17 protein-coding genes are annotated in these 19,139 nt (G+C 71.3%); 8 read left to right on the top strand and 9 right to left on the bottom strand.

Annotated elements, in window-relative coordinates:
• Window positions 1–108 precede the first annotated feature (108 nt).
• Window positions 109–942, top strand: coding sequence for an HAD family hydrolase (locus ACZ58V_RS36465; RefSeq protein ID WP_468192677.1), 834 nt, complete (start codon window positions 109–111; stop codon window positions 940–942).
• 341 nt (window positions 943–1,283) lie between these two features.
• Here ACZ58V_RS36465 and ACZ58V_RS36460 read toward each other — a convergent pair whose 3' ends face one another.
• Together ACZ58V_RS36460 and ACZ58V_RS36455 are read right to left on the bottom strand one after the other, a co-directional pair.
• Window positions 1,284–2,108, bottom strand: coding sequence for a Fic family protein (locus tag ACZ58V_RS36460; RefSeq protein WP_468192679.1), 825 nt, complete (start codon window positions 2,106–2,108; stop codon window positions 1,284–1,286).
• Window positions 2,109–2,168: 60 nt separating this feature from the next.
• A complete protein-coding gene (locus ACZ58V_RS36455; RefSeq protein ID WP_471295464.1) occupies window positions 2,169–3,434 on the bottom strand; it encodes a polysaccharide deacetylase family protein in 1,266 nt (421 codons plus the stop codon).
• 295 nt (window positions 3,435–3,729) lie between these two features.
• Here ACZ58V_RS36455 and ACZ58V_RS36450 point away from each other — a divergent pair, with 295 nt between their 5' ends.
• The gene (locus ACZ58V_RS36450; RefSeq protein ID WP_468192681.1) at window positions 3,730–6,099 is read left to right on the top strand and encodes a bifunctional SulP family inorganic anion transporter/carbonic anhydrase; all 2,370 of its coding nucleotides are present in this window, start codon (window positions 3,730–3,732) and stop codon (window positions 6,097–6,099) included.
• Window positions 6,100–6,353: 254 nt separating this feature from the next.
• Here ACZ58V_RS36450 and ACZ58V_RS36445 read toward each other — a convergent pair whose 3' ends face one another.
• Window positions 6,354–6,989: a hypothetical protein gene (locus ACZ58V_RS36445; RefSeq protein WP_471295461.1), complete on the bottom strand. Its 636-nt coding sequence runs from the start codon at window positions 6,987–6,989 to the stop codon at window positions 6,354–6,356.
• Window positions 6,986–7,600: an RNA polymerase sigma factor gene (locus ACZ58V_RS36440; RefSeq protein WP_468192684.1), complete on the bottom strand. Its 615-nt coding sequence runs from the start codon at window positions 7,598–7,600 to the stop codon at window positions 6,986–6,988. Before ACZ58V_RS36440 ends, ACZ58V_RS36445 begins: the two co-directional genes overlap by 4 nt.
• 233 nt (window positions 7,601–7,833) lie before the next feature.
• On the opposite strand from ACZ58V_RS36440, the gene acs reads away from it, so the two are divergent.
• The 5 genes from acs (at window position 7,834) to ACZ58V_RS36415 (ending at window position 13,205) form a co-directional block, all read left to right on the top strand.
• Window positions 7,834–9,789, top strand: coding sequence for an acetate--CoA ligase (acs, locus tag ACZ58V_RS36435; RefSeq protein ID WP_468192686.1), 1,956 nt, complete (start codon window positions 7,834–7,836; stop codon window positions 9,787–9,789).
• A gap of 191 nt (window positions 9,790–9,980) precedes the next feature.
• Window positions 9,981–11,417 carry a Na+/H+ antiporter NhaA gene (gene nhaA, locus ACZ58V_RS36430; RefSeq protein WP_471295459.1) on the top strand — a complete coding sequence of 479 codons (1,437 nt, stop codon included), beginning with the start codon at window positions 9,981–9,983 and terminating at the stop codon, window positions 11,415–11,417.
• 42 nt (window positions 11,418–11,459) lie between these two features.
• Window positions 11,460–11,948 (top strand): phage holin family protein, encoded by a 489-nt coding sequence (locus ACZ58V_RS36425; RefSeq protein ID WP_468192689.1) that lies wholly within the window; start codon window positions 11,460–11,462, stop codon window positions 11,946–11,948.
• Window positions 11,945–12,895 carry an alpha/beta fold hydrolase gene (locus ACZ58V_RS36420; RefSeq protein WP_468192691.1) on the top strand — a complete coding sequence of 317 codons (951 nt, stop codon included), beginning with the start codon at window positions 11,945–11,947 and terminating at the stop codon, window positions 12,893–12,895. The genes ACZ58V_RS36425 and ACZ58V_RS36420 overlap by 4 nt, the downstream gene beginning before the upstream one ends.
• Before the next feature lie 127 nt (window positions 12,896–13,022).
• Window positions 13,023–13,205 carry a hypothetical protein gene (locus ACZ58V_RS36415; RefSeq protein WP_078506886.1) on the top strand — a complete coding sequence of 61 codons (183 nt, stop codon included), beginning with the start codon at window positions 13,023–13,025 and terminating at the stop codon, window positions 13,203–13,205.
• Window positions 13,206–13,255: 50 nt separating this feature from the next.
• Here the strand turns inward: ACZ58V_RS36415 and ACZ58V_RS36410 are convergent, their stop codons facing one another.
• From ACZ58V_RS36410 to nth, 3 genes are all read right to left on the bottom strand, one after another.
• Window positions 13,256–14,455 carry a MarP family serine protease gene (locus tag ACZ58V_RS36410; protein WP_471295454.1) on the bottom strand — a complete coding sequence of 400 codons (1,200 nt, stop codon included), beginning with the start codon at window positions 14,453–14,455 and terminating at the stop codon, window positions 13,256–13,258.
• A 13-nt stretch (window positions 14,456–14,468) separates the two neighbouring features.
• Window positions 14,469–15,164, bottom strand: a complete 696-nt coding sequence (locus ACZ58V_RS36405; RefSeq protein ID WP_471295452.1) for an NUDIX hydrolase — start codon at window positions 15,162–15,164, stop codon at window positions 14,469–14,471.
• A 106-nt stretch (window positions 15,165–15,270) separates the two neighbouring features.
• Entirely contained in the window at window positions 15,271–16,149 is an 879-nt protein-coding gene (nth, locus tag ACZ58V_RS36400) for an endonuclease III (protein WP_471295449.1), read from the bottom strand.
• Window positions 16,150–16,634: 485 nt separating this feature from the next.
• Here nth and ACZ58V_RS36395 point away from each other — a divergent pair, with 485 nt between their 5' ends.
• Entirely contained in the window at window positions 16,635–17,309 is a 675-nt protein-coding gene (locus tag ACZ58V_RS36395; protein ID WP_184594584.1) for a Crp/Fnr family transcriptional regulator, read from the top strand.
• A gap of 83 nt (window positions 17,310–17,392) precedes the next feature.
• On the opposite strand, the gene ACZ58V_RS36390 is transcribed toward ACZ58V_RS36395, so the two are convergent.
• Both ACZ58V_RS36390 and ACZ58V_RS36385 read right to left on the bottom strand, forming a co-directional pair.
• Window positions 17,393–18,223 carry an MBL fold metallo-hydrolase gene (locus tag ACZ58V_RS36390; RefSeq protein WP_468192696.1) on the bottom strand — a complete coding sequence of 277 codons (831 nt, stop codon included), beginning with the start codon at window positions 18,221–18,223 and terminating at the stop codon, window positions 17,393–17,395.
• Complete coding sequence (locus ACZ58V_RS36385; protein ID WP_468192698.1) at window positions 18,220–19,107, bottom strand: NUDIX hydrolase; 888 nt, start codon at window positions 19,105–19,107, stop codon at window positions 18,220–18,222. The genes ACZ58V_RS36390 and ACZ58V_RS36385 overlap by 4 nt, the downstream gene beginning before the upstream one ends.
• Window positions 19,108–19,139 lie beyond the last annotated feature (32 nt).

The raw sequence follows: 19,139 nt of genomic DNA, 5'->3' as shown, positions 1-19,139 counted from the left end.
TCGGGCCGGGTTAGCACGGTCGCGAACGATCCGTGACTTCCATGGTGTACCCGAGAGGCCTCTCAGGCAAACCCACACGCCCCACCTTACGCCGAATGGGCTGCCCCTATGCTCAGGGGCGTGGAAAACCACTCGTCGCCCCGCACAGCGGCCTTCTTTGACCTGGACAAGACGGTCATTGCGAAGTCGAGCACGCTCACGTTCAGCAAGTCGTTCTACCAAGGCGGCCTGATCAACCGCAGGGCTGTCTTGCGTACCGCATATGCCCAGTTCGTCTTCCTGGCCGGCGGCGCCGACCACGACCAGATGGAGCGTATGCGCGCCTACTTGTCCGCGCTGTGCCGCGGTTGGAACGTGCGGCAGGTGAAGGAGATCGTCGCCGAGACGCTGCACGATCTGATCGACCCGATCATCTACGACGAGGCCGCCTCCCTCATCGAGGAACACCACACCGCCGGCCGCGACGTCGTGATCGTGTCCACATCGGGTGCGGAGGTGGTCGAGCCGATCGGTGAACTGCTCGGCGCGGACCGCGTGGTGGCGACCCGCATGGTCGTGGGCGACGACGGCTGCTTCACGGGCGAGGTGGAGTACTACGCGTACGGCCCGACCAAGGCCGAGGCCGTCAGGGAGCTGGCCGCGTCCGAGGGGTACGACCTCAGCCGCTGCTTCGCCTACAGCGACTCGGCGACCGACGTCCCGATGCTGGAGTCCGTCGGCAACCCCCATGCCGTGAACCCCGACCGCGCGCTGCGCCGCGAGGCCCTCGCGCGCGGCTGGCCGATTCTGGACTTCCACCGCCCGGTCCGACTCAAGCAGCGCATTCCCGCGTTCTCCGTACCGCCGCGTCCGGCGCTCGTCGCGGTCGCCGCGATAGGCGCCGCGGCGGCCACCGCGGGACTGGTCTGGTACGCGAACCGGCGCCGGGCGTCGGTCGCCTGACCCGGGACGACCCGAAGTCCTATTTGAACCCAAAAGTAAAGAAGTGCAGCCTGGACTTCCGCTTACTGCGGGGCAGGAGTACAAAGGACTCAACGGCCCGCGAGACCAAGGACATCCGAGAGGATCACCTTAAATACGCATTTGGCCCCACGGACCGAGCATGAACACCGGGCACCCACGCGACGTCGACCCGTCGAATACGGGCCAGCCGCACCAGGGACGGGCAAAGTTCCCGACCTGATGGGCATATATCGAGGACGCTTGGTAACTCGATGCTCATGCCAGCGGCGGTACGAGTTTCTCGTACCGCCGCATCACTTTCCGGCCCCTGCGGATGAGTGTCACGCCGCTCCGCGCTGCAGCGCCTCGCACACCGCCGTCGACTCGCGGGCCCCCAGTTCGACCGCCCTGCCGCAGTGGGCGATCCAGGCGGCCACACCCTCCGGCGTACCGGAGACGTACCCGTCGAGGGCTTCCCGGTAGGCACCGCGGCCCAGCTCGGCGTGGCCGACCTCGGCCGGGCAGACCGACTTCGGGTCCAGACCGCTGCCGACCAGGACGATGCGCTCGGCCGTGCGCGCGACCAGGCCGTTGTGGGACGTGAACGGGCGCAGTGCGAGGAGTTCGCCGTGCACGACGGCGGCCGTCACCAGCGCCGGTGCGGTGCCGCCCGCGATGATCAGCCCGGCCAGCCCCTCCAGCCGGCCGTGCGCCTCGGCCGCGCTCGGCAGCGGCAGCGCGACGAGCGGCTCGTCGACCGGCTCGCCCTCCTGCCGGGGCCGTCCCACCTGGTCGGCCTGGTCGGCGGCCGCGACAAGGTGCAGCCGGGCCAGCACCCTCAGGGGTGACTGCCGCCAGATCGACAGCAACTGGCCCGCCTCCGCGGTGAGCCGCAGCGCGGCACCCACGGTGTGCGCCTCGTCGTCACCGCTGAAGTCCGTACGCCGGCGCACCTCCTCCAAGGCCCAGTCCGCGCCTGACAGCGCCGCCGAGCCACGGGCGCCGCGCAGGGCCGCCTCGGAAGTGACCGCGTTGCTGCGCCGCCGCATGATCCGGTGCCCGTAGACCCGGTCCACGGCCTTGCGCACGGACTCCACGGACTCGGCCACACCGGGCAGCGCTCCCAGGGTCGCCAGGGGATCGGCGGTCGCACCTGCTGTACTCATGAGTACGACCCTACGCACCCCGGGAGCCCTCCCCACGGCGGAGTGGCCTTCTTCACTGCGCTACCGCTTCGCCGCCGGCGCCCCGGGCACGCCCTTCGGGGCCGGGGCGGGGTCATCCTCGAGGAAGGACGCCCAGCCCTGCTTCGGCGCCTCGCCGACCTTCAGGGAGCGCAGCTTCTCCAGCGTCTCCGGGTCCTGGGCGTCCAGCCAGTCCACGAGCCGGCGGAACGAGACACAGCGCACCTCCCGCTTGGTGCACACCGCCTCGATGACCTGCTCGACGGCCCGCATGTAGGTGCCGCCGTTCCAGGACTCGAAGTGGTTGCCGATGATCAGGGGCGCGCGGTTGCCGTCGTACGCCCGGTGGAAGCCCTTGAGCAGGCCGTCGCGCATCTGGTCGCCCCAGAGGTCGTACTTGCCGGGGTCGCCCTGGGTGGTGGTGCCCGACTGGTTGACCATGAAGTTGTAGTCCATGGTGAGCTGCTCGTAGGAGTGCCCGGGGAAGGGCACGAGCTGCATGGACACGTCCCACAGGCCCTGCTTCCGCTCGGGCCAGACCTGGTCGTTGACGCCGCTGGTGTCGTAGCGGAAGCCCAGCTCGCGGGCCGCCTTCATGAAGTTCCGCTGGCCTTCGAGGCAGGGTGTGCGGGCGCCGATGAGCTCCTTGTCGTAGTCGAAGGGCAGCGGGGACGCGTTCCGCAGGCCCGTGTTGGTCTTCCAGGTCCTCACGAAGTGCTTGGCCTGGGCGATCTCGTCCTTCCAGTCCTCCACCGACCACTCGCCGACCCCGCCGCCGCTGCCGCAGAAGTGGCCGTTGAAGTGCGTGCCGATCTCGTTGCCCTCCAGCCACGCCAGGCGCAGTTGCTTCGCGGTGGCGGCGATGCCGCGGCGGTCGTTGAAGCCGATGTCGGAGCGGCCCGGGGAGTGCTGCGGCGGCCGGTAGAGGTCGCGTTTCTCGTCCGGCAGCATGTACACGCCGCTCAGGAAGTACGTCATCGTCGCGTTGTTGGCCTTGGCGACCTCGCGGAAGTGGGAGAACAGCTTCTGGCTGTCCTCGCCCGCGCCGTCCCAGGAGAAGACGACGAACTGCGGGGGCTTCTGACCGGGCCGCAGCCGTTCGGGCCTCGGCAGGTGGGGCTGGGCGCCGGTGTAGGCGGTGGAGCCGTCTCCGATCAGCCGGACCGCGCTCTTCGGCGCCTGGGCCGGTTTCGCCGTCTGCGGGTCGGGGGCTTCGTGCCGGGAAGTGCCGGTCGAGCAACCGGCGAGCGATGCGGCGCAGACCGCGGCGATCACGGAGCACGCGGCGATCCTGTGGGTGGCGGCCATGTGTCGCCCACCTTCTTCCTTCTCTCGGGTGCCGACAGCGCCGCCAAATTCGCACGGGACCGAGAAGGAATTAGTACGACAAGCCGATCAAATGGCCACTTCACTCGTCGGGGTGATTTATTCGCCCATTTGCCCGTAAAGTCTATGCCCGTCCTTTACTCTGCATTACGATCCGTTTACCGAGCGTTGATTTCATCCCGCCGATTTACGCCGTGACCTACGGCCGCGACCGAACCCCGCCCCGAGCGGGAGCCCCAGTTACGCGACCGCGCAGCCCCGGAGGAGACGGGAAACAATGTCTGCCTGCGTCCCCACACGCGCCGCCGACCCGAACCGGACCGAGCGCACCCACCCGCCCCACAGCCCGCCGCCGACCGGCCCCCGCCGCTTCCGGATCGCGGGTGCCGACGTGTCGGCCTCGATCGCGGTCTTCCTGATCGCCCTGCCCCTGTCCCTGGGCATCGCCCTCGCCACCGGCGCCCCCCTGCAGGCCGGCCTCGTCGCCGCCGCCGTGGGCGGAGTCGTCGCCGGACGGCTCGGCGGCTCTCCACTCCAGGTGAGCGGACCGGCCGCCGGACTCACCGTCGTCACCGCCGATCTCATCCTGCGCTACGGCTGGCGGACGACCTGCGCCATCACCGTCCTCGCCGGCCTCGCCCAACTCGGCCTGGGCTGCCTGCGCGTGGCCCGTGGCGCCCTCGCCGTCAGCCCCGCCATCGTGCACGGCATGCTCGCCGGGATCGGCGTCACCATCGCCGTCGCGCAGCTGCACATCGTGCTCGGCGGCACACCGCAGAGCTCCGTCCCCGACAACCTCCGCGCGCTGCCCGCCCAGTTGGCACACATGCACCCTGCGGCCCTCTCGGTGAGCGCGCTGACCCTCGCGCTGCTGCTGCTCTGGCCGAGACTGCCCGGCCGGGCCGGACGCCTGCTGCGCAAGATCCCGGCCGCGCTCGTCGCCGTGGCAGGAGCCACCGCCGTCGCCGCCCTCGCGGGTCTGCGCCTGCCCAAGGTCGACCTGCCGTCCTGGAACAACCACGCCCTGGCCGGGCTGCCCGAGGGCCCCGTGCTCGGCCTTGTCGCCGCGGTGCTCACCACCACGCTGGTGTGCAGCGTGCAGTCACTGCTCGGCGCGGTCGCCGTGGACAAGCTGGTGGCGGGCCGCCCGGGCCTGTCCGCCCAGGTCGGGCGTTCCCGCCTCGACCGCGAACTGCTCGGACAGGGCGCCGCCAACATCGTCTCCGGCTCGCTCGGCGGACTGCCCATCGCCGGTGTGGCCGTGCGGAGTTCGGCGAATGTGCACGCGGGTGCGGTGAGCCGGAACTCCACGATGCTGCACGGCGTTCTCGTAGTGATCGCCGCACTGCTGATGGTCCCGCTCCTGGAGCTCATCCCGCTCGCCTCGCTCGCCGCCCTGGTGATGGCCGTCGGCATCCAGATGGTGTCCCTGCACCACATCCGCACGGTGACGCGCCACCGGGAAGTGTGGGTCTACGCCGTCACCACCCTGGGCGTCGTGTTCCTCGGCGTGTTGGAGGGCGTGGCGCTGGGCATCGCCATGGCCGTCGGCGTCGCCCTGCACCGCCTCACCCGCACCCGCATCACGCACGACGAGACGGAAGGAGTCCATCACGTACACATCAGAGGGCAGTTGACGTTCCTCGCGGTGCCACGGCTCAGCCGGACCCTGCATCTCGTGCCCCATGGGGCCGACGCCGTCGTCGAGATGGACGGTTCGTTCATGGACCACGCGGCGTACGAGACGCTGCAGGACTGGCAGAAGACGCACACCGCGCAGGGCGGCACCGTGGAGATCGCCGGCCGGCACCCCGGCACCCGCGTCGCCGAGCCCCAGGCCTTCACCGGCTGCCGTTGCCGGCCCTGGACACCCTGGCGCAACCACCAGTGCGACCGCCCCCGGTCCGCTCCCCGCTCCGAGCACGCCCCGGACGGGACGGACCGCCCCGAGCCGGACCCGAGGGGGCCCGGCGGAGCCAGCGGAGACGAACTGGCGCGTGGCATCAGCGCGTTCCAGCGCAACACCGCGCCCCTGGTGCGCAGTGAGCTGGCCCGGCTGGCGCGCGAGGGACAGCGGCCTTCGCAGCTCTTCCTGACCTGCGCCGACTCACGGCTGGTCACCTCGATGATCACCTCCAGTGGTCCCGGCGACCTCTTCGTGGTGCGCAACGTGGGCAACCTCGTGCCGTTGCCCGGCGAGGAGAGCGGGGACGACTCGGTGGCCGCGGCGATCGAGTACGCGGTGGACGTGCTGAAGGTGCGGTCCATCACGGTGTGCGGGCACTCCGGGTGCGGAGCCATGCAGGCACTGCTCAGCTCCGAACCGGGAGGCACCCGGACCCCGCTCGAGCGATGGCTGCGGCACGGCCGGCCCAGCCTGGAGCGCGTGACCGACGACAGCCCGCCGTGGGGCAGGCTCGCCGGACGGGCTCCCGAGGGCGCGGTCGAGCAGCTCTGCCTGACCAACGTGGTCCAGCAGTTGGAGCATCTACGCGCCCACGACTCGGTCGTCCGCGCCCTGAAGGAGGGCGAGCTGGAGCTCCACGGCATGTACTTCCACGTCGGCGAAGCCCAGGCCTATCTGCTCACCGAGGTGGACGGGGACCGGGTGTTCGACCACGTACGGGAGGCCGGCCTGCCGGCCTGAGCGCGGGGCCCCCACGGCAGCCGGCGTAAGTCGGGGCCTCGCCCCATGGCAGCCGGCGTGAGCCCGGGCCCCGCCCCACGGCAGCCGGCGTAAGCCCGGGCCCCACCCCCACGGCAGCCGGCGTAAGCCCGGGCCCCACCCCCACGGCAGCCGGCCGAGGCTGCGGTCCGCGCCGCCCAACAGCCCCTGCCCGGGCCAGGCCGGGCGAAGGCGAGCGGCGACCCCCGTACGCCGCCCGCCGCCTGCCGGCGCCCTCAGCCCTGAGACTCCGGCTCGCACGGCGCGATCTTGCCCTTGATCGCGTAGAAGGACTCGGAGTTGAGCCCGGGTCGGCCGTCCTTGCGGCTGGTGCTCTCCATGCCCAGGGAATCGCCGGGGTGCAGGGTGACCTGCCAATTGCGGTGGAAGGCCGGGTCGGTCGGACCCCCGACGGGGACGGAGCCCTCCTCGGGCGGCTCGTCGCCGATGAAGCCCCGTGCCACGACGTTGCCGCCCGCCAGCATCGTGCCGCGCGGCTGCTTGCAGTGCTGACCGAAGGAGAGGTTGTCGATGGTCACGTGAATGCCCTCGGCCCGCAGGCGTTCGGCCAGTCGGCGCTGGGCGTCCTGGCCTATCGCGATCTTCGTGAGGGTGAGTGTGACGCTGCCGTCGCCGTGCCGCTCCACCGCGTACGCCGGGGATTCGCCCGGTGAGCCCGGCACGAGCACCAGCACCAGCCCGGTCACGGCGCAGGCGCCCGCAGCCAAGGCGAGCCGCCGCCCCGTGAGCACCGCCGCGAACGGGGAGCGTCGCGCGGCGACCGCCTCGGCGGGACCAGTGGCCCCGCGCTCTTCGATCTCGCGCCGCAGCTCGGCCAGCAGCCGGTCCTCGAACGTGGTCTTCGTCGTCATGCCTCTCCTCCGGATTCTCCGGCTCCGCCGGTGACGTACGACAGGGATGCGCCGGGCGGGGCCTCCGGCACCGGATCCGCCTCCGCCCGCAGGGCCTTGCGGGCCCGGTGCAGCCGCACCCGAGCCGTGACCTGGCGGATGCCGAGCGCGGCGGCGGCCTCGGTCACCGTGAGCTGGTCCACGGCGACGAGTTCGACGACGGCCCGTTCACCGTCCGGCAGCCGCTCCAGCGCGGCCAGCGCCCGGCGCCCCGGACTCTCGGCGTCGAGCTTGTCCTCGAGCCGCGCGATGTCGTCGGGATCCAGCAACCGCCGCCCCGAGATGCGGCGGTCGCGCGCCGTCTCACGAGCGACCCGGCGGCGCTCGGAGGAGACGATGTTGCGTGCGATGCCGTACAGCCAGGCCCGCTCGTCGCCCCGGCCGGGGCGGTAGGTGTGGGCGGAGTCGAGCGCCGCGAGGAAGACCTCGGCGGTCAGGTCCGCCACTGTGTGGACGTCGGCGACACGCCGGGCCACGAAAGACATCACGGCGTCCACATGGCGCCGGTAGAACTCTTCGAAGAGCTGAGGGTCGTGGGCCGCCGCCGCGGGTCCGCCCCGTATGCCGTCCACTCGGCTGTCCTCTCTCTCGGTGCGCCTGCACTTGTAGTTGGGTCGGACTGTGAGAGGCGTTACAGAGGATGAACCCTGCCTGGTCGGCGTCCGTGGGTACGGATGACCCCGGCCGCCGAAACCGACCCCTCAAGAGGTCTAAACCAATCGGCGGTCGGCCCTTGTCATCGCACCCCCGGGTCTGATGAGCTGTGGCCTGGGACACAACGGACACCCCGGGAAAGGCAGATGCCGTGAGCAACGAAAGCCTGGCCAACCTGCTGAAGGAAGAGCGCAGGTTCGCACCCCCCGCCGACCTGGCCGCCAACGCCAACGTCACCGCGGAGGCGTATGAACAGGCCAAGGCTGACAGGCTCGGCTTCTGGGCCGAGCAGGCCCGTCGGCTGACCTGGGCCAAGGAGCCCACCGAGACCCTCGACTGGTCGAACCCGCCGTTCGCCAAGTGGTTCAAGGACGGCGAGCTCAATGTCGCCTACAACTGCGTCGACCGGCATGTGGAGGCCGGGCTCGGCGACCGGGTCGCCATCCACTTCGAGGGTGAGCCCGGCGACAGCCGCGCGATCACCTACGCCGAGCTCAAGGACGAGGTCTCCAAGGCCGCCAACGCCCTGCTGGAGCTGGGAGTTCAGGCCGGCGACCGGGTCGCCGTCTACATGCCGATGATCCCCGAGACCGCGATCGCGATGCTGGCGTGCGCCCGGATCGGCGCCGCCCACTCGGTCGTCTTCGGCGGCTTCTCCTCGGACGCGCTCGCCACCCGCATCCAGGACGCCGACGCGCGCGTGGTCATCACCTCCGACGGCGGCTACCGGCGCGGCAAGCCGTCCGCGCTCAAGCCGGCCGTCGACGAGGCGGTCGAGAAGGCGGGCATCGTCGAGCACGTCCTGGTCGTGCGCCGCACGGGCCAGGAGGTCGCCTTCACCGAGGGCCGCGACGTGTGGTGGCACGACGCCGTGGAGCGGCAGAGCGCCGAGCACACGCCGCAGGCGTTCGACGCCGAGCACCCGCTGTTCATCCTGTACACCTCGGGCACCACGGGTAAGCCGAAGGGCATCCTGCACACCTCAGGCGGCTACCTCACGCAGACCGCCTACACCCACCACGCCGTCTTCGACCTCAAGCCGGAGACCGACGTGTACTGGTGCACCGCCGACGTCGGCTGGGTCACCGGTCACTCGTACATCGTCTACGGCCCGCTCGCCAACGGCGCCACGCAGGTCATGTACGAGGGCACGCCCGACACCCCGCACCAGGGCCGCTTCTGGGAGATCGTGCAGAAGTACGGCGTGACGATCCTCTACACCGCGCCGACCGCGATCCGTACGTTCATGAAGTGGGGCGACGACATCCCCGCCAAGTTCGACCTGTCCAGCCTGCGGGTGCTGGGATCGGTGGGCGAGCCGATCAACCCCGAGGCGTGGATCTGGTACCGCAAGAACATCGGCGGCGACCGCACCCCGATCGTGGACACCTGGTGGCAGACCGAGACCGGCTCGATGATGATCACCCCGCTGCCGGGCGTGACCGCGACGAAGCCCGGCTCCGCGCAGACACCGCTGCCCGGCATCGCCGCGACGGTCGTCGACGACGAGGCGCGCGAGGTGCCCGACGGCGGTGGCGGCTACCTGGTCCTCACCGAGCCGTGGCCGTCGATGCTGCGCACCATCTGGGGCGACGACCAGCGGTTCATCGACACGTACTGGTCGCGCTTCGAGGGCAAGTACTTCGCCGGTGACGGTGCCAAGAAGGACGACGACGGCGACATCTGGCTGCTCGGCCGGGTCGACGACGTCATGCTCGTCTCGGGGCACAACATCTCCACCACCGAGGTCGAGTCCGCGCTCGTGTCCCACCCGTCGGTCGCCGAGGCGGCCGTGGTCGGCGCGGCGGACGAGACCACCGGGCAGGCGATCGTCGCGTTCGTGATCCTGCGCGGTACGGCCGCCGAGACCGAGGACCTGGTCGCCGAGCTGCGCAACCACGTCGGCAACACCCTCGGCCCGATCGCCAAGCCCAAGCGGGTCCTGCCGGTGGCCGAGCTGCCCAAGACCCGCTCCGGCAAGATCATGCGCCGTCTGCTGCGGGACATCGCCGAGAACCGCCAGCTCGGTGACGTCACCACGCTGACCGACTCCACGGTCATGGACCTCATCCAGTCCAAGCTGCCCGCCGCGCCCAGCGAGGACTGAGCACGGCATACCGGAACGGACGAGGGGCACCCGGCAGCCACGCGCTCCGGGTGCCCCTCGCGGCGTTGGTGAAGGTCACTCCGTGCACCCCGCCGCACACTTAGGTAAGCTAAACAAAACGAACTCATAGGGGTGCCGGGAAGTCTGGTCGGCAGGTAATTGCGTCTTGCCCAGAACCGGAGGTCTCCCCTGTGACCGCGCCCCGCTCCAGCACCCCTCGCAAGGTCCTCGGACGGCTGTCGCTGCCCGAGCGGACTTATGTGGCGGACGCGCTGCGCACCGAGACCGTCGGCGGTGTGCTGCTGCTCGCCGCCGCGGTCACCGCGCTGCTCTGGGCGAACATCCCCGCGCTGCGGGACAGCTACGAGAGCGTCGCCCACTTCAAGCTGGGCCCCACCGCGCTCGGCCTCGACCTGTCTCTCGCGCACTGGGCCGCCGACGGGCTGCTGGCGATCTTCTTCTTCGTCGCCGGGATCGAACTCAAGCGCGAGCTCGTCGCGGGCGACCTGCGTGACCCCAAGGCCGCCGCGCTCCCGGTCGTCGCCGCCCTGTGCGGCATGGCCGTACCGGCGCTCGTCTACACCGTCACCAGCGTCACCGGTGGCGGCTCCCTGGCCGGGTGGGCCGTGCCCACCGCCACCGACATCGCCTTCGCGCTCGCCGTGCTCGCGGTCATCGGCACGTCCCTGCCGAGCTCGCTGCGGGCCTTCCTGCTCACGCTCGCCGTCGTCGACGACCTCTTCGCGATCCTGATCATCGCCGTCTTCTTCACCGCCGACCTGAACTTCGCCGCGCTCGGCGGCGCCGTGGTGGGCCTGGCCGTCTTCTGGCTGCTGCTGCGCAAGGGCGTACGCGGCTGGTACGTGTACGTGCCGCTCGCGCTCGTGATCTGGGCACTGATGTACAACAGCGGCGTCCACGCCACCGTCGCCGGCGTTGCCATGGGCCTGATGCTGCGCTGCCACCGCAAGGAGGGCGAGGCCCACTCCCCCGGCGAGCACATCGAGCACCTCGTACGCCCCCTGTCGGCGGGCTTGGTCGTACCGCTCTTCGCGCTGTTCAGCGCGGGTGTCTCCGTCTCCGGCGGAGCGCTCGCGGACGTGTTCGGCTCGCCGGAGACCCTCGGGGTCGTCCTCGGGCTGGTCGTCGGCAAGACGCTCGGCATCTTCGGCGGGACCTGGCTGACGGCCCGTTTCACCAGGGCCTCGCTCAGCGACGATCTCGCCTGGGGGGACGTGTTCGCGGTGGCGAGCCTCGCCGGCATCGGCTTCACGGTCTCGCTGCTCATCGGCGAACTCGCCTTCGCCGGCGACGAGACGATGACGAACGAGGTCAAGGCCGCCGTGCTGCTGGGCTCGCTCATCGCCGCCACGCTGGCGACCGTCCTGCTGAAGATACGGAACGCCAAGTACCGCCGCCTGTGGGAGGACGAGGAGCGCGACGACGACCTCGACGGCATCCCGGACGTCTACGAGGAGGACGACCCGGCGTACCACCTGCGCCTGGCCGCCCGCTACGAAGCCAAGGCCGCGGAACACCGCAGGATCGCCCAGGAGAAGGCAGCAGCGCGCCACGAGCTTGCCGAAGTACCGGGCGGGGCAGGCGAGGACCACGACGGTCCGGCATGATCTGACGAGACGGTACAAAAAGACGGAGAGGGAGAGACCGCGATGAGCGCACCCGACGGCAGCCCGGTCGGCGCCGAACGCAGCATCGGCCAGCTGTTCGCCTCGGCGACGACGGAAATGTCGGCGCTGGTGCACGACGAGATCGCGCTGGCGAAGGCCCAGCTCAGGCAGGACGTCAAGCGCGGCGCGACCAGCGGCGGCGCCTTCTCGGCAGCCGGCGCGGTGCTGCTCTTCTCCCTGCCGATGCTCAACTTCGCCCTGGCGTACGGCATCCGCACCTGGAGCGACTGGAACCTCGCGATCTGCTTCCTGCTGTCCTTCGCGGCGAACGTGCTGGTCGCCGTCGTGCTCGCGCTGATCGGCGTGGTCTTCGCGAAGAAGGCCAAGAAGAGCAAGGGCCCGCAGAAGGTCGCCGCCTCGATGAAGGAGACCGCGGGCGTCCTGCAGAAGGCCAAGCCGCACCCGCGTCCGGAGCTCCCGCAGGACCGGGTCCCCGAGGCCATCGAGGCTGTGGCACGCTCGTCGTCATGACGGACCCCGCCACACCCTCGGCACAACCGGCCTCGGCCGTTCTCCTCGACCTCCCCGGCGGGAGGAAGGTGAGCCACCGGGACGTCGCCGCCAACGGCGCCCGCTTCCACATCGCCGAGCTGGGCGACGGGCCGCTGGTGCTGCTGCTGCACGGCTTCCCGCAGTTCTGGTGGACGTGGCGGCACCAGCTCGTGGCGCTCGCGGACGCGGGCTTCCGGGCCGTCGCCATGGACCTGCGGGGCGTCGGGGGCAGCGACCGCACGCCGCGCGGTTACGACCCCGCCAACCTCGCGCTCGACGTCACCGGCGTCATCCGCTCCCTCGGCGAGCCGGACGCCGCGCTGGTCGGCCACGACCTGGGCGGATACCTCGCGTGGACGGCGGCCGCGATGCGCCCCAAGCTGGTGCGGCGGCTGGCGGTCGAGTCCATGCCGCATCCGCGGCGCTGGCGCTCGGCCATGCTGCGAGACGTCAAGCAGACGCGCGCCGGTTCACACATCTGGGGGTTCCAGCGGCCCTGGATCCCGGAGCGGCAGCTCACCGCCGACGACGGGGCGCTCGTGGCCGAGCTGATCCAGGAGTGGTCCGGGCCGCGCCCGCCGGAGGACGAGGCCCTTGAGACCTACCGGCGCGCCATGTGCATTCCCTCCGCCGCGCACTGCGCGGTCGAGCCGTACCGCTGGATGGTGCGCTCCCTGGCCCGCCCGGACGGCATCCAGTTCAACCGCCGCATGAAGCGGCCCGTGCGCGTGCCCACCCTCCATCTGCACGGCTCGCTCGACCCCGTGATGCGCACGCGCAGCGCGGCCGGATCCGGCGAGTACGTCGAAGCCCCCTACCGCTGGCGCCTGTTCGACGGTCTGGGCCACTTCCCGCACGAGGAGGACCCGGTCGCGTTCTCCTCGGAGCTCATCAACTGGCTCAAGGATCCCGAACCCGATCGGTGACCGGCCGACCCCGCCCGGTATCCGCACGTGAACGCTTGTCCCACGAACGGCCACTTGCCTGGCGCATAGGCCAATTGGGCGCCCCGGGAGCGGTTATCGACCATGGGGCGGGGGCACAGGTCGGGGTATGGGCTGGACGCACGACTACAGTGACGCAAGCCGCAATCGCCGCTCGGCGGGCGGTGCGAACCCCCACCAGCGAAGCGGCGCACCGCAGATGGTGACCGCGGATCCCCGGGTCGGGATCCCGCGCATCCTCCGCCGCCGGGCCCGCTGGGTCTCCGTACGTCTGCGCCACACACGCGACTGAGGCGCCACCCGCGCGAGTGACGCCCCGGCCACCCCGCCGCAGGGCCGCTCCTAGAGGGCGCAGCTGTCGCTGTCCACCTGCTGGTTGGCGCTGCGTCCCTTGGTGATGTCCTCCTGGATCTCGTCCACGGTCAGCGCGTACCCCGTCTCGGCGTCGTCGAGGGACTTGGCGAAGACCACGCCGTAGACCTTGCCTTCGGGGGTGAGCAGCGGGCCGCCGGAGTTGCCCTGGCGGACGGTCGCGTAGAGGGAGTAGACGTCGCGCCGGACCGTGTCGCGGTGGTAGATGTCCGGGCCGTTGGCCGTGATGCGGCCCCGCAGGCGCGCGGCTCGCACGTCGTAGGCCCCGTTCTCCGGGAAGCCCGCGACGATCGCGCCGTCCCCGCTGGCCGCGTCCTTGGTGGTGAAGCGCAGCGCGGGCGCCTTGAGGTCCGGCACGTCGAGTACGGCGATGTCGCGCCGCCAGTCGTAGAGGACGACCGTGGCGTCGTACTTCCTGCCCTCGCCGCCTATCTGCACGGTCGGCTCGTCGACACCGCCCACCACGTGCGCGTTGGTCATCACACGGCGGCCGGAGAAGACGAAGCCGGTGCCCTCCAGGACCTTGCCGCAGCTCGGCGCCGTGCCCATGACCTTGACGATGGAGCGCTGGGCGCGGTTCGCCACGGGACTGTTCGCCAGCGCCGGGTCGGGCGGCTGGACGTCGGTGATCGGCTCGTTCGAGAACGGGCTGAAGACCTGCGGGAAGCCGTTCTGCGCGAGAACGGAGGAGAAGTCGGCGAACCAGGTGGCGGCCTGGTCCGGCAGCGCCTGCGAGACGCCCAGCAGCACCTTGGAGTTGCGGACCTCCTTGCCGAGCGTCGGCAGTGTGGTGCCCGCGAGGGCCGAGCCGATCAGCCAGGCGACCAGGAGCATCGCCACGACGTTGACCAGGGCGCCGCCGGTGGCGTCGAGGGCCCGGGCCGGGGACCAGGTGATGTGCCGGCGCAGCTTGTTGCCGAGGTGGGTGGTGAGGGCCTGGCCGACGGAGGCGCAGACGATGACGACGACGACCGCGACGACGGCGGCGGTCGTGTTCACCTCCGCGTTGTCCGTGAGCGCGTCCCAGACGACGGGCAGTACGTAGACCGCGACGAGACCGCCGCCGAGAAAGCCGATCACCGACAGGATGCCGACGACGAATCCCTGGCGGTACCCGACGACCGCGAACCACACGGCAGCGACCAGCAACAAGATGTCCAGCACGTTCACGGAGGCCACCCTGTCATGCGCGCCAGTCGAGCGGGACCTGCTTCTCGCGGTCCCAGGGCCGCTCCCAGCCCGCGAAATGCAGCAGCCGGTCGATGATTCCGGCCGTGAAACCCCAGACAAGGGCTGATTCGACCAGAAATGCCGGACCTCGGTGGCCGCTGGGGTGGACGGTGGTGGCGCGGTGGGCGGGATCCGTGAGATCCACCACGGGGACGGTGAAGACCCTGGCGGTCTCGTTCGGATCGACGACCCCGACCGGGCTCGGTTCGCGCCACCAGCCCAGCACCGGGGTGACGACGAAGCCGCTGACCGGGATGTACAGCCTGGGCAGGACGCCGAAGAGCTGGACGCCCGAGGGGTCGAGGCCGGTCTCCTCCTCCGCCTCGCGCAGGGCGGCCCGCAGCGGGCCGTCGCCCCACGGGTCGCCGTCCTCGGGGTCGAGGGCGCCGCCGGGGAACGAGGGCTGGCCGGCATGCGAGCGCAGGGAGCTCGCGCGCTCCATGAGCAGCAGCTCGGGGCCGCGCTCGCCCTCCCCGAACAGGATCAGCACGGCGGACTGGCGCCCGGCGCCGTCCTCCGGCGGCAGGAAGCGGCTGAGCTGCTGCGGCCTGACCGTCTCCACGGCGTGCACCACCGGGTCCAGCCAGGCGGGCAGGCCCTCCTTGCTCGGCGTCAAAGGCCCGTCCTGTGTGTCGCTCGCGCGCGTCATCGCCACCCCCGTCGTCCTGCCGCTTCCAACGCGCGGCGGGTCCGAGATCGTTCCGCGAACGGCCGCGCTCCCCCGTTGGGGCAGCTCGGTCCGCCGACCGGGCAGCTCATCCGGCCCCCAGCGGCGGCGCCGGCTTGCCGCCCGCGTCCAGATACGCCTGCGGGGGCCGCAGACGCTGACCGGGGAAGCCGCCCTTCTCGTACTTGAGCAGCTTCTTCGCCTTCTCCGGGTCCGTCTCGCCCTCGCCGAACGCCGGGCAGAGCGGGGCGATCGGGCAGGCACCGCAGGCGGGCTTGCGGGCGTGGCAGATACGGCGGCCATGCCAGATCACGTGGTGCGAGAGGTCCGTCCAGTCGCTCTTCGGGAAGAGCGCGCCGATGGCGGCCTCGATCTTGTCCGGGTCGGTCTCGCCGGTCCACTGCCAGCGGCGCACCAGACGCTGGAAGTGCGTGTCCACGGTGATGCCGGGCCGTCCGAAGGCGTTGCCGAGCACGACGAACGCGGTCTTGCGGCCGACGCCGGGCAGCTTGACCAGGTCCTCCAGCCGGCCCGGGACCTCGCCGCCGAAGTCCTCCACCAGGGCCTTGGAGAGCCCTATGACCGACTTCGTCTTGGCCCGGAAGAAGCCGCACGGGCGGAGGATCTCCTCCACCTCCTCCGGGTTGGCGGCGGCCAGGTCCTCGGGGGTGGGGTACTTGGCGAAGAGGGCGGGTGTCGTCTGGTTGACGCGCAGGTCGGTGGTCTGGGCGGACAGGACCGTGGCGACGACCAGTTGGAAGGAGTTGTCGAAGTCCAGCTCGGGGTGGGCGTACGGGTAGACCTCGGCGAGCTCGCGGTTGATACGGCGGGCTCTGCGGACCAGCGCGGTGCGCGACTCGTCACCCGGCGGGTGGACGACGGCCTTCGCGGGGGCGGTGCCCTTGATCCGGGCTGTGGCCTTCTTGGGCGCGACGGTGACCTTCTTGGCGGCAGGCGCCTTCTTCACGGATGCCGCCTTCTTCGCAGACGCCTTGTCCGCAGACGCCTTCGTGCTTGCGGCCCCGGCCTTCTTGGCGGCGGCCTTCTCGGCAGGGGCCTTCGTGGCGGCGGCCTTCTTGGCGGCAGCGCTCTTGGCCGGCGCCGCCTTGCCTGAAGACGCCGCCCCCTCTGTCGCTTTCGCCGTTTTCCTACCGCCATCAGGGCTCTGTTCGCCCACAGCGGAATCGCGACGTACAACCACCCGCGCAGCCCCCTCGGCCTGTGCTCTCACCGGCGATTTGGACACCCGGCCAGCCTAAGGCGTGGCACCGACATCCGCCCCGGGCCCTGAAGATCGGCGTCCAATTGGACCCCTGCCGCGTACCCCGGGACACCTGTGCGGCATCCTTGTGACAGATCACACTGTTTGGACCGTCCGGCAAAACGGGCACCACGGTGCCTTGATACAAGGGGGATCCAGGTCCCCTGAGCAGGTCGACAAGGAGAGAACTCGTGGACGACGTTCTGCGGCGCAACCCGCTCTTCGCGGCGCTCGATGACGAGCAGGCCACGGAGCTCCGCGCCTCCATGAGTGAGGTGACCCTCGCGCGCGGCGACTCGCTGTTCCACGAGGGGGACCCCGGCGACCGCCTGTATGTGGTCACGGAGGGCAAGGTCAAGCTCCACCGCACGTCCCCGGACGGCCGCGAGAACATGCTGGCCGTGGTCGGCCCCGGCGAGCTCATCGGCGAGCTGTCGCTCTTCGACCCGGGCCCGCGTACCGCGACGGCCTCCGCGCTGACCGAGGTCAAGCTCCTCGGTCTCGGCCACGGCGACCTCCAGCCCTGGCTGAACGCCCGCCCCGAGGTGGCCACGGCGCTGCTGCGCGCTGTCGCCCGCCGGCTGCGCAAGACCAACGACGCGATGTCCGACCTCGTCTTCTCGGACGTCCCGGGCCGGGTCGCCCGCGCCCTGCTGGACCTGTCCCGCCGGTTCGGCGTGCAGTCCGAGGAGGGCATCCACGTCGTCCACGACCTCACGCAGGAGGAGCTGGCCCAGCTGGTCGGCGCGTCCCGCGAGACGGTCAACAAGGCGCTGGCGGACTTCGCCCAGCGCGGCTGGCTGCGCCTGGAGGCCCGCGCGGTGATCCTGCTCGACGTGGAACGCCTCGCCAAGCGCTCGCGCTGACGCGCACACGCGCGTGCCGTACGTCATCGGGCCCTGTCTCCTCGCGAGACAGGGCCCGACGTCGTACCAAGACACGTCAGCGGTCAGATGAGCCCGTGCTCCTCCAGGTAGTCCAACTGCGCCCGCACCGACAGTTCCGCCGCCGGCCACAGGGAGCGGTCCACGTCCGCGTAGACGTGGGCGACGACCTCGGTGGGGGTGCGATAGCCGTCCTCGACGGCCGTTTCCACCTGCGCGAGGCGCTTGGCCCGGTGGGCGAGGTAGTACTCGACGGCGCCCTGGGCGTCCTCCAGGACCGGTCCGTGGCCCGGCAGCACCGTGTGGACGCCGTCGTCGACCGTGAGGGACCTGAGGCGCCGCAGGGAGTCCAGGTAGTCGCCCAGGCGGCCGTCGGGGTGGGCCACGACCGTCGTACCGCGGCCGAGGATCGTGTCGCCGGTCAGGACGGCCTGGTCCGCCGGGAGGTGAAAGGAGAGGGAGTCGGCGGTGTGGCCGGGGGTCGGTACGACCTTCAGTTCGAGGCCGCCGACGGTGACCACGTCCCCGGCGGCCAGTCCCTCGTCCCCCAGCCGGAGGGCCGGATCGAGCGCACGCACGCGCGTGCCGGTCAGTTCGGCGAACCGCCCGGCGCCCTCGGCGTGGTCGGGGTGGCCATGGGTCAGCAGCGTCAGGGCGACGCGCTTGCCGGCCTGCTCGGCCGTGGCGACGACATGGCGCAGGTGTCCGTCGTCGAGCGGGCCCGGGTCGACCACCACGGCCAGGTCCGAGCCGGGCTCGGAGAGGATCCAGGTGTTCGTGCCGTCCAGGGTCATCGCCGACGGGTTGGGGGCCAGGACGTTGACGGCCCGCGCGGTGGCGGGGCCCGTGAGGACACCGCCCCGAGGCTGGCCGGGAAGGGCTGCTGCGTCCGTCATGCGCTGGCTCCACCGGTCGGGAAGGTCGGGCGGGTCGGGATGTGCTTGGTGAACTCGTCGTGGCCCGGCCAGGCGAGCACGATCTCGCCGTCCACGAGGCGGGCGGTGGCCAGCACAGGCGTGAGGTCACGCCCCGGGGCGTCCGCGAGCGCCCGGGCGGCCGTGTCGTACGGCGTCAGCTGGCGCAGGGTCGCGATGGTCGGCGGCATCATCAGCAGCTCGCCCTTGTCGTAGCCGGCCGCCGCCTCGCCCGGGGCGATCCACACCGTACGGTCCGCCTCGGTGGAGGCGTTGCGGGTGCGCTGTCCCTCGGGGAGGGCGGCCACGAAGAACCAGGTGTCGTAGCGGCGGGCCTCGAACTCGGGGGTGATCCAGCGGGTCCAGGCGCCGAGCAGGTCGGAGCGCAGGACCAGGCCGCGGCGGTCCAGGAACTGTGCGAAGGACAGGTCCCGGGCGACCAGGGCGGCACGGTCCGCCTCCCAGTCGGCCCCGGTGGTGTCACCGACGACCGAGTCGGGCGCCGGTCCGGCGAGCAGGACGCCCGCCTCCTCGTACGTCTCCCGTACGGCCGCGCAGACGATCGCCTGGGCCGCGGTCTCGTCGACGCCGAGCCGGTCCGCCCACCACGCGCGCGTGGGGCCCGCCCAGCGGACCTGGTGGTCGTCGTCCCGGGGGTCGACGCCGCCGCCCGGATACGCGTACGCGCCTCCGGCGAAGGCCATGGAGGCGCGTCTGCGCAGCATGTGGACAGCGGGACCGGTGCCGGTGTCCTTCAGGAGCATGACGGTGGCCGCACGCTTCGGGGTGACCGGTGTGAGCGTGCCGTCCGCCAGGGCGCGGATGCGGTCCGGCCATTCCGGGGGGTACCACTGACCGTTCGCCATGGTCGCGAGGCTATCCGTTGACGGGCGGATGT

The sequence above is a fragment of the Streptomyces sp. NPDC040589 genome (assembly GCF_055594445.1).
This window is presented reverse-complemented; position numbering and strand designations above follow the sequence as displayed.

Bases quoted from the DNA above. Each gene is read 5' to 3' on its own strand.
- ACZ58V_RS36460 (WP_468192679.1), bottom strand. From the start codon at position 2,108: ATGAGTACAGCAGGTGCGACCGCCGATCCCCTGGCGACCCTGGGAGCG.
- ACZ58V_RS36445 (WP_471295461.1), bottom strand. From the start codon at position 6,989: ATGACGACGAAGACCACGTTCGAGGACCGGCTGCTGGCCGAGCTGCGG.
- ACZ58V_RS36425 (WP_468192689.1), top strand. From the start codon at position 11,460: ATGAGCGCACCCGACGGCAGCCCGGTCGGCGCCGAACGCAGCATCGGC.
- ACZ58V_RS36385 (WP_468192698.1), bottom strand. From the start codon at position 19,107: ATGGCGAACGGTCAGTGGTACCCCCCGGAATGGCCGGACCGCATCCGC.
- ACZ58V_RS36405 (WP_471295452.1), bottom strand. From the start codon at position 15,164: ATGACGCGCGCGAGCGACACACAGGACGGGCCTTTGACGCCGAGCAAG.
- ACZ58V_RS36420 (WP_468192691.1), top strand. From the start codon at position 11,945: ATGACGGACCCCGCCACACCCTCGGCACAACCGGCCTCGGCCGTTCTC.
- ACZ58V_RS36450 (WP_468192681.1), top strand. From the start codon at position 3,730: ATGTCTGCCTGCGTCCCCACACGCGCCGCCGACCCGAACCGGACCGAG.
- ACZ58V_RS36455 (WP_471295464.1), bottom strand. From the start codon at position 3,434: ATGGCCGCCACCCACAGGATCGCCGCGTGCTCCGTGATCGCCGCGGTC.
- ACZ58V_RS36465 (WP_468192677.1), top strand. From the start codon at position 109: ATGCTCAGGGGCGTGGAAAACCACTCGTCGCCCCGCACAGCGGCCTTC.
- ACZ58V_RS36390 (WP_468192696.1), bottom strand. From the start codon at position 18,223: ATGACGGACGCAGCAGCCCTTCCCGGCCAGCCTCGGGGCGGTGTCCTC.
- ACZ58V_RS36415 (WP_078506886.1), top strand. From the start codon at position 13,023: ATGGGCTGGACGCACGACTACAGTGACGCAAGCCGCAATCGCCGCTCG.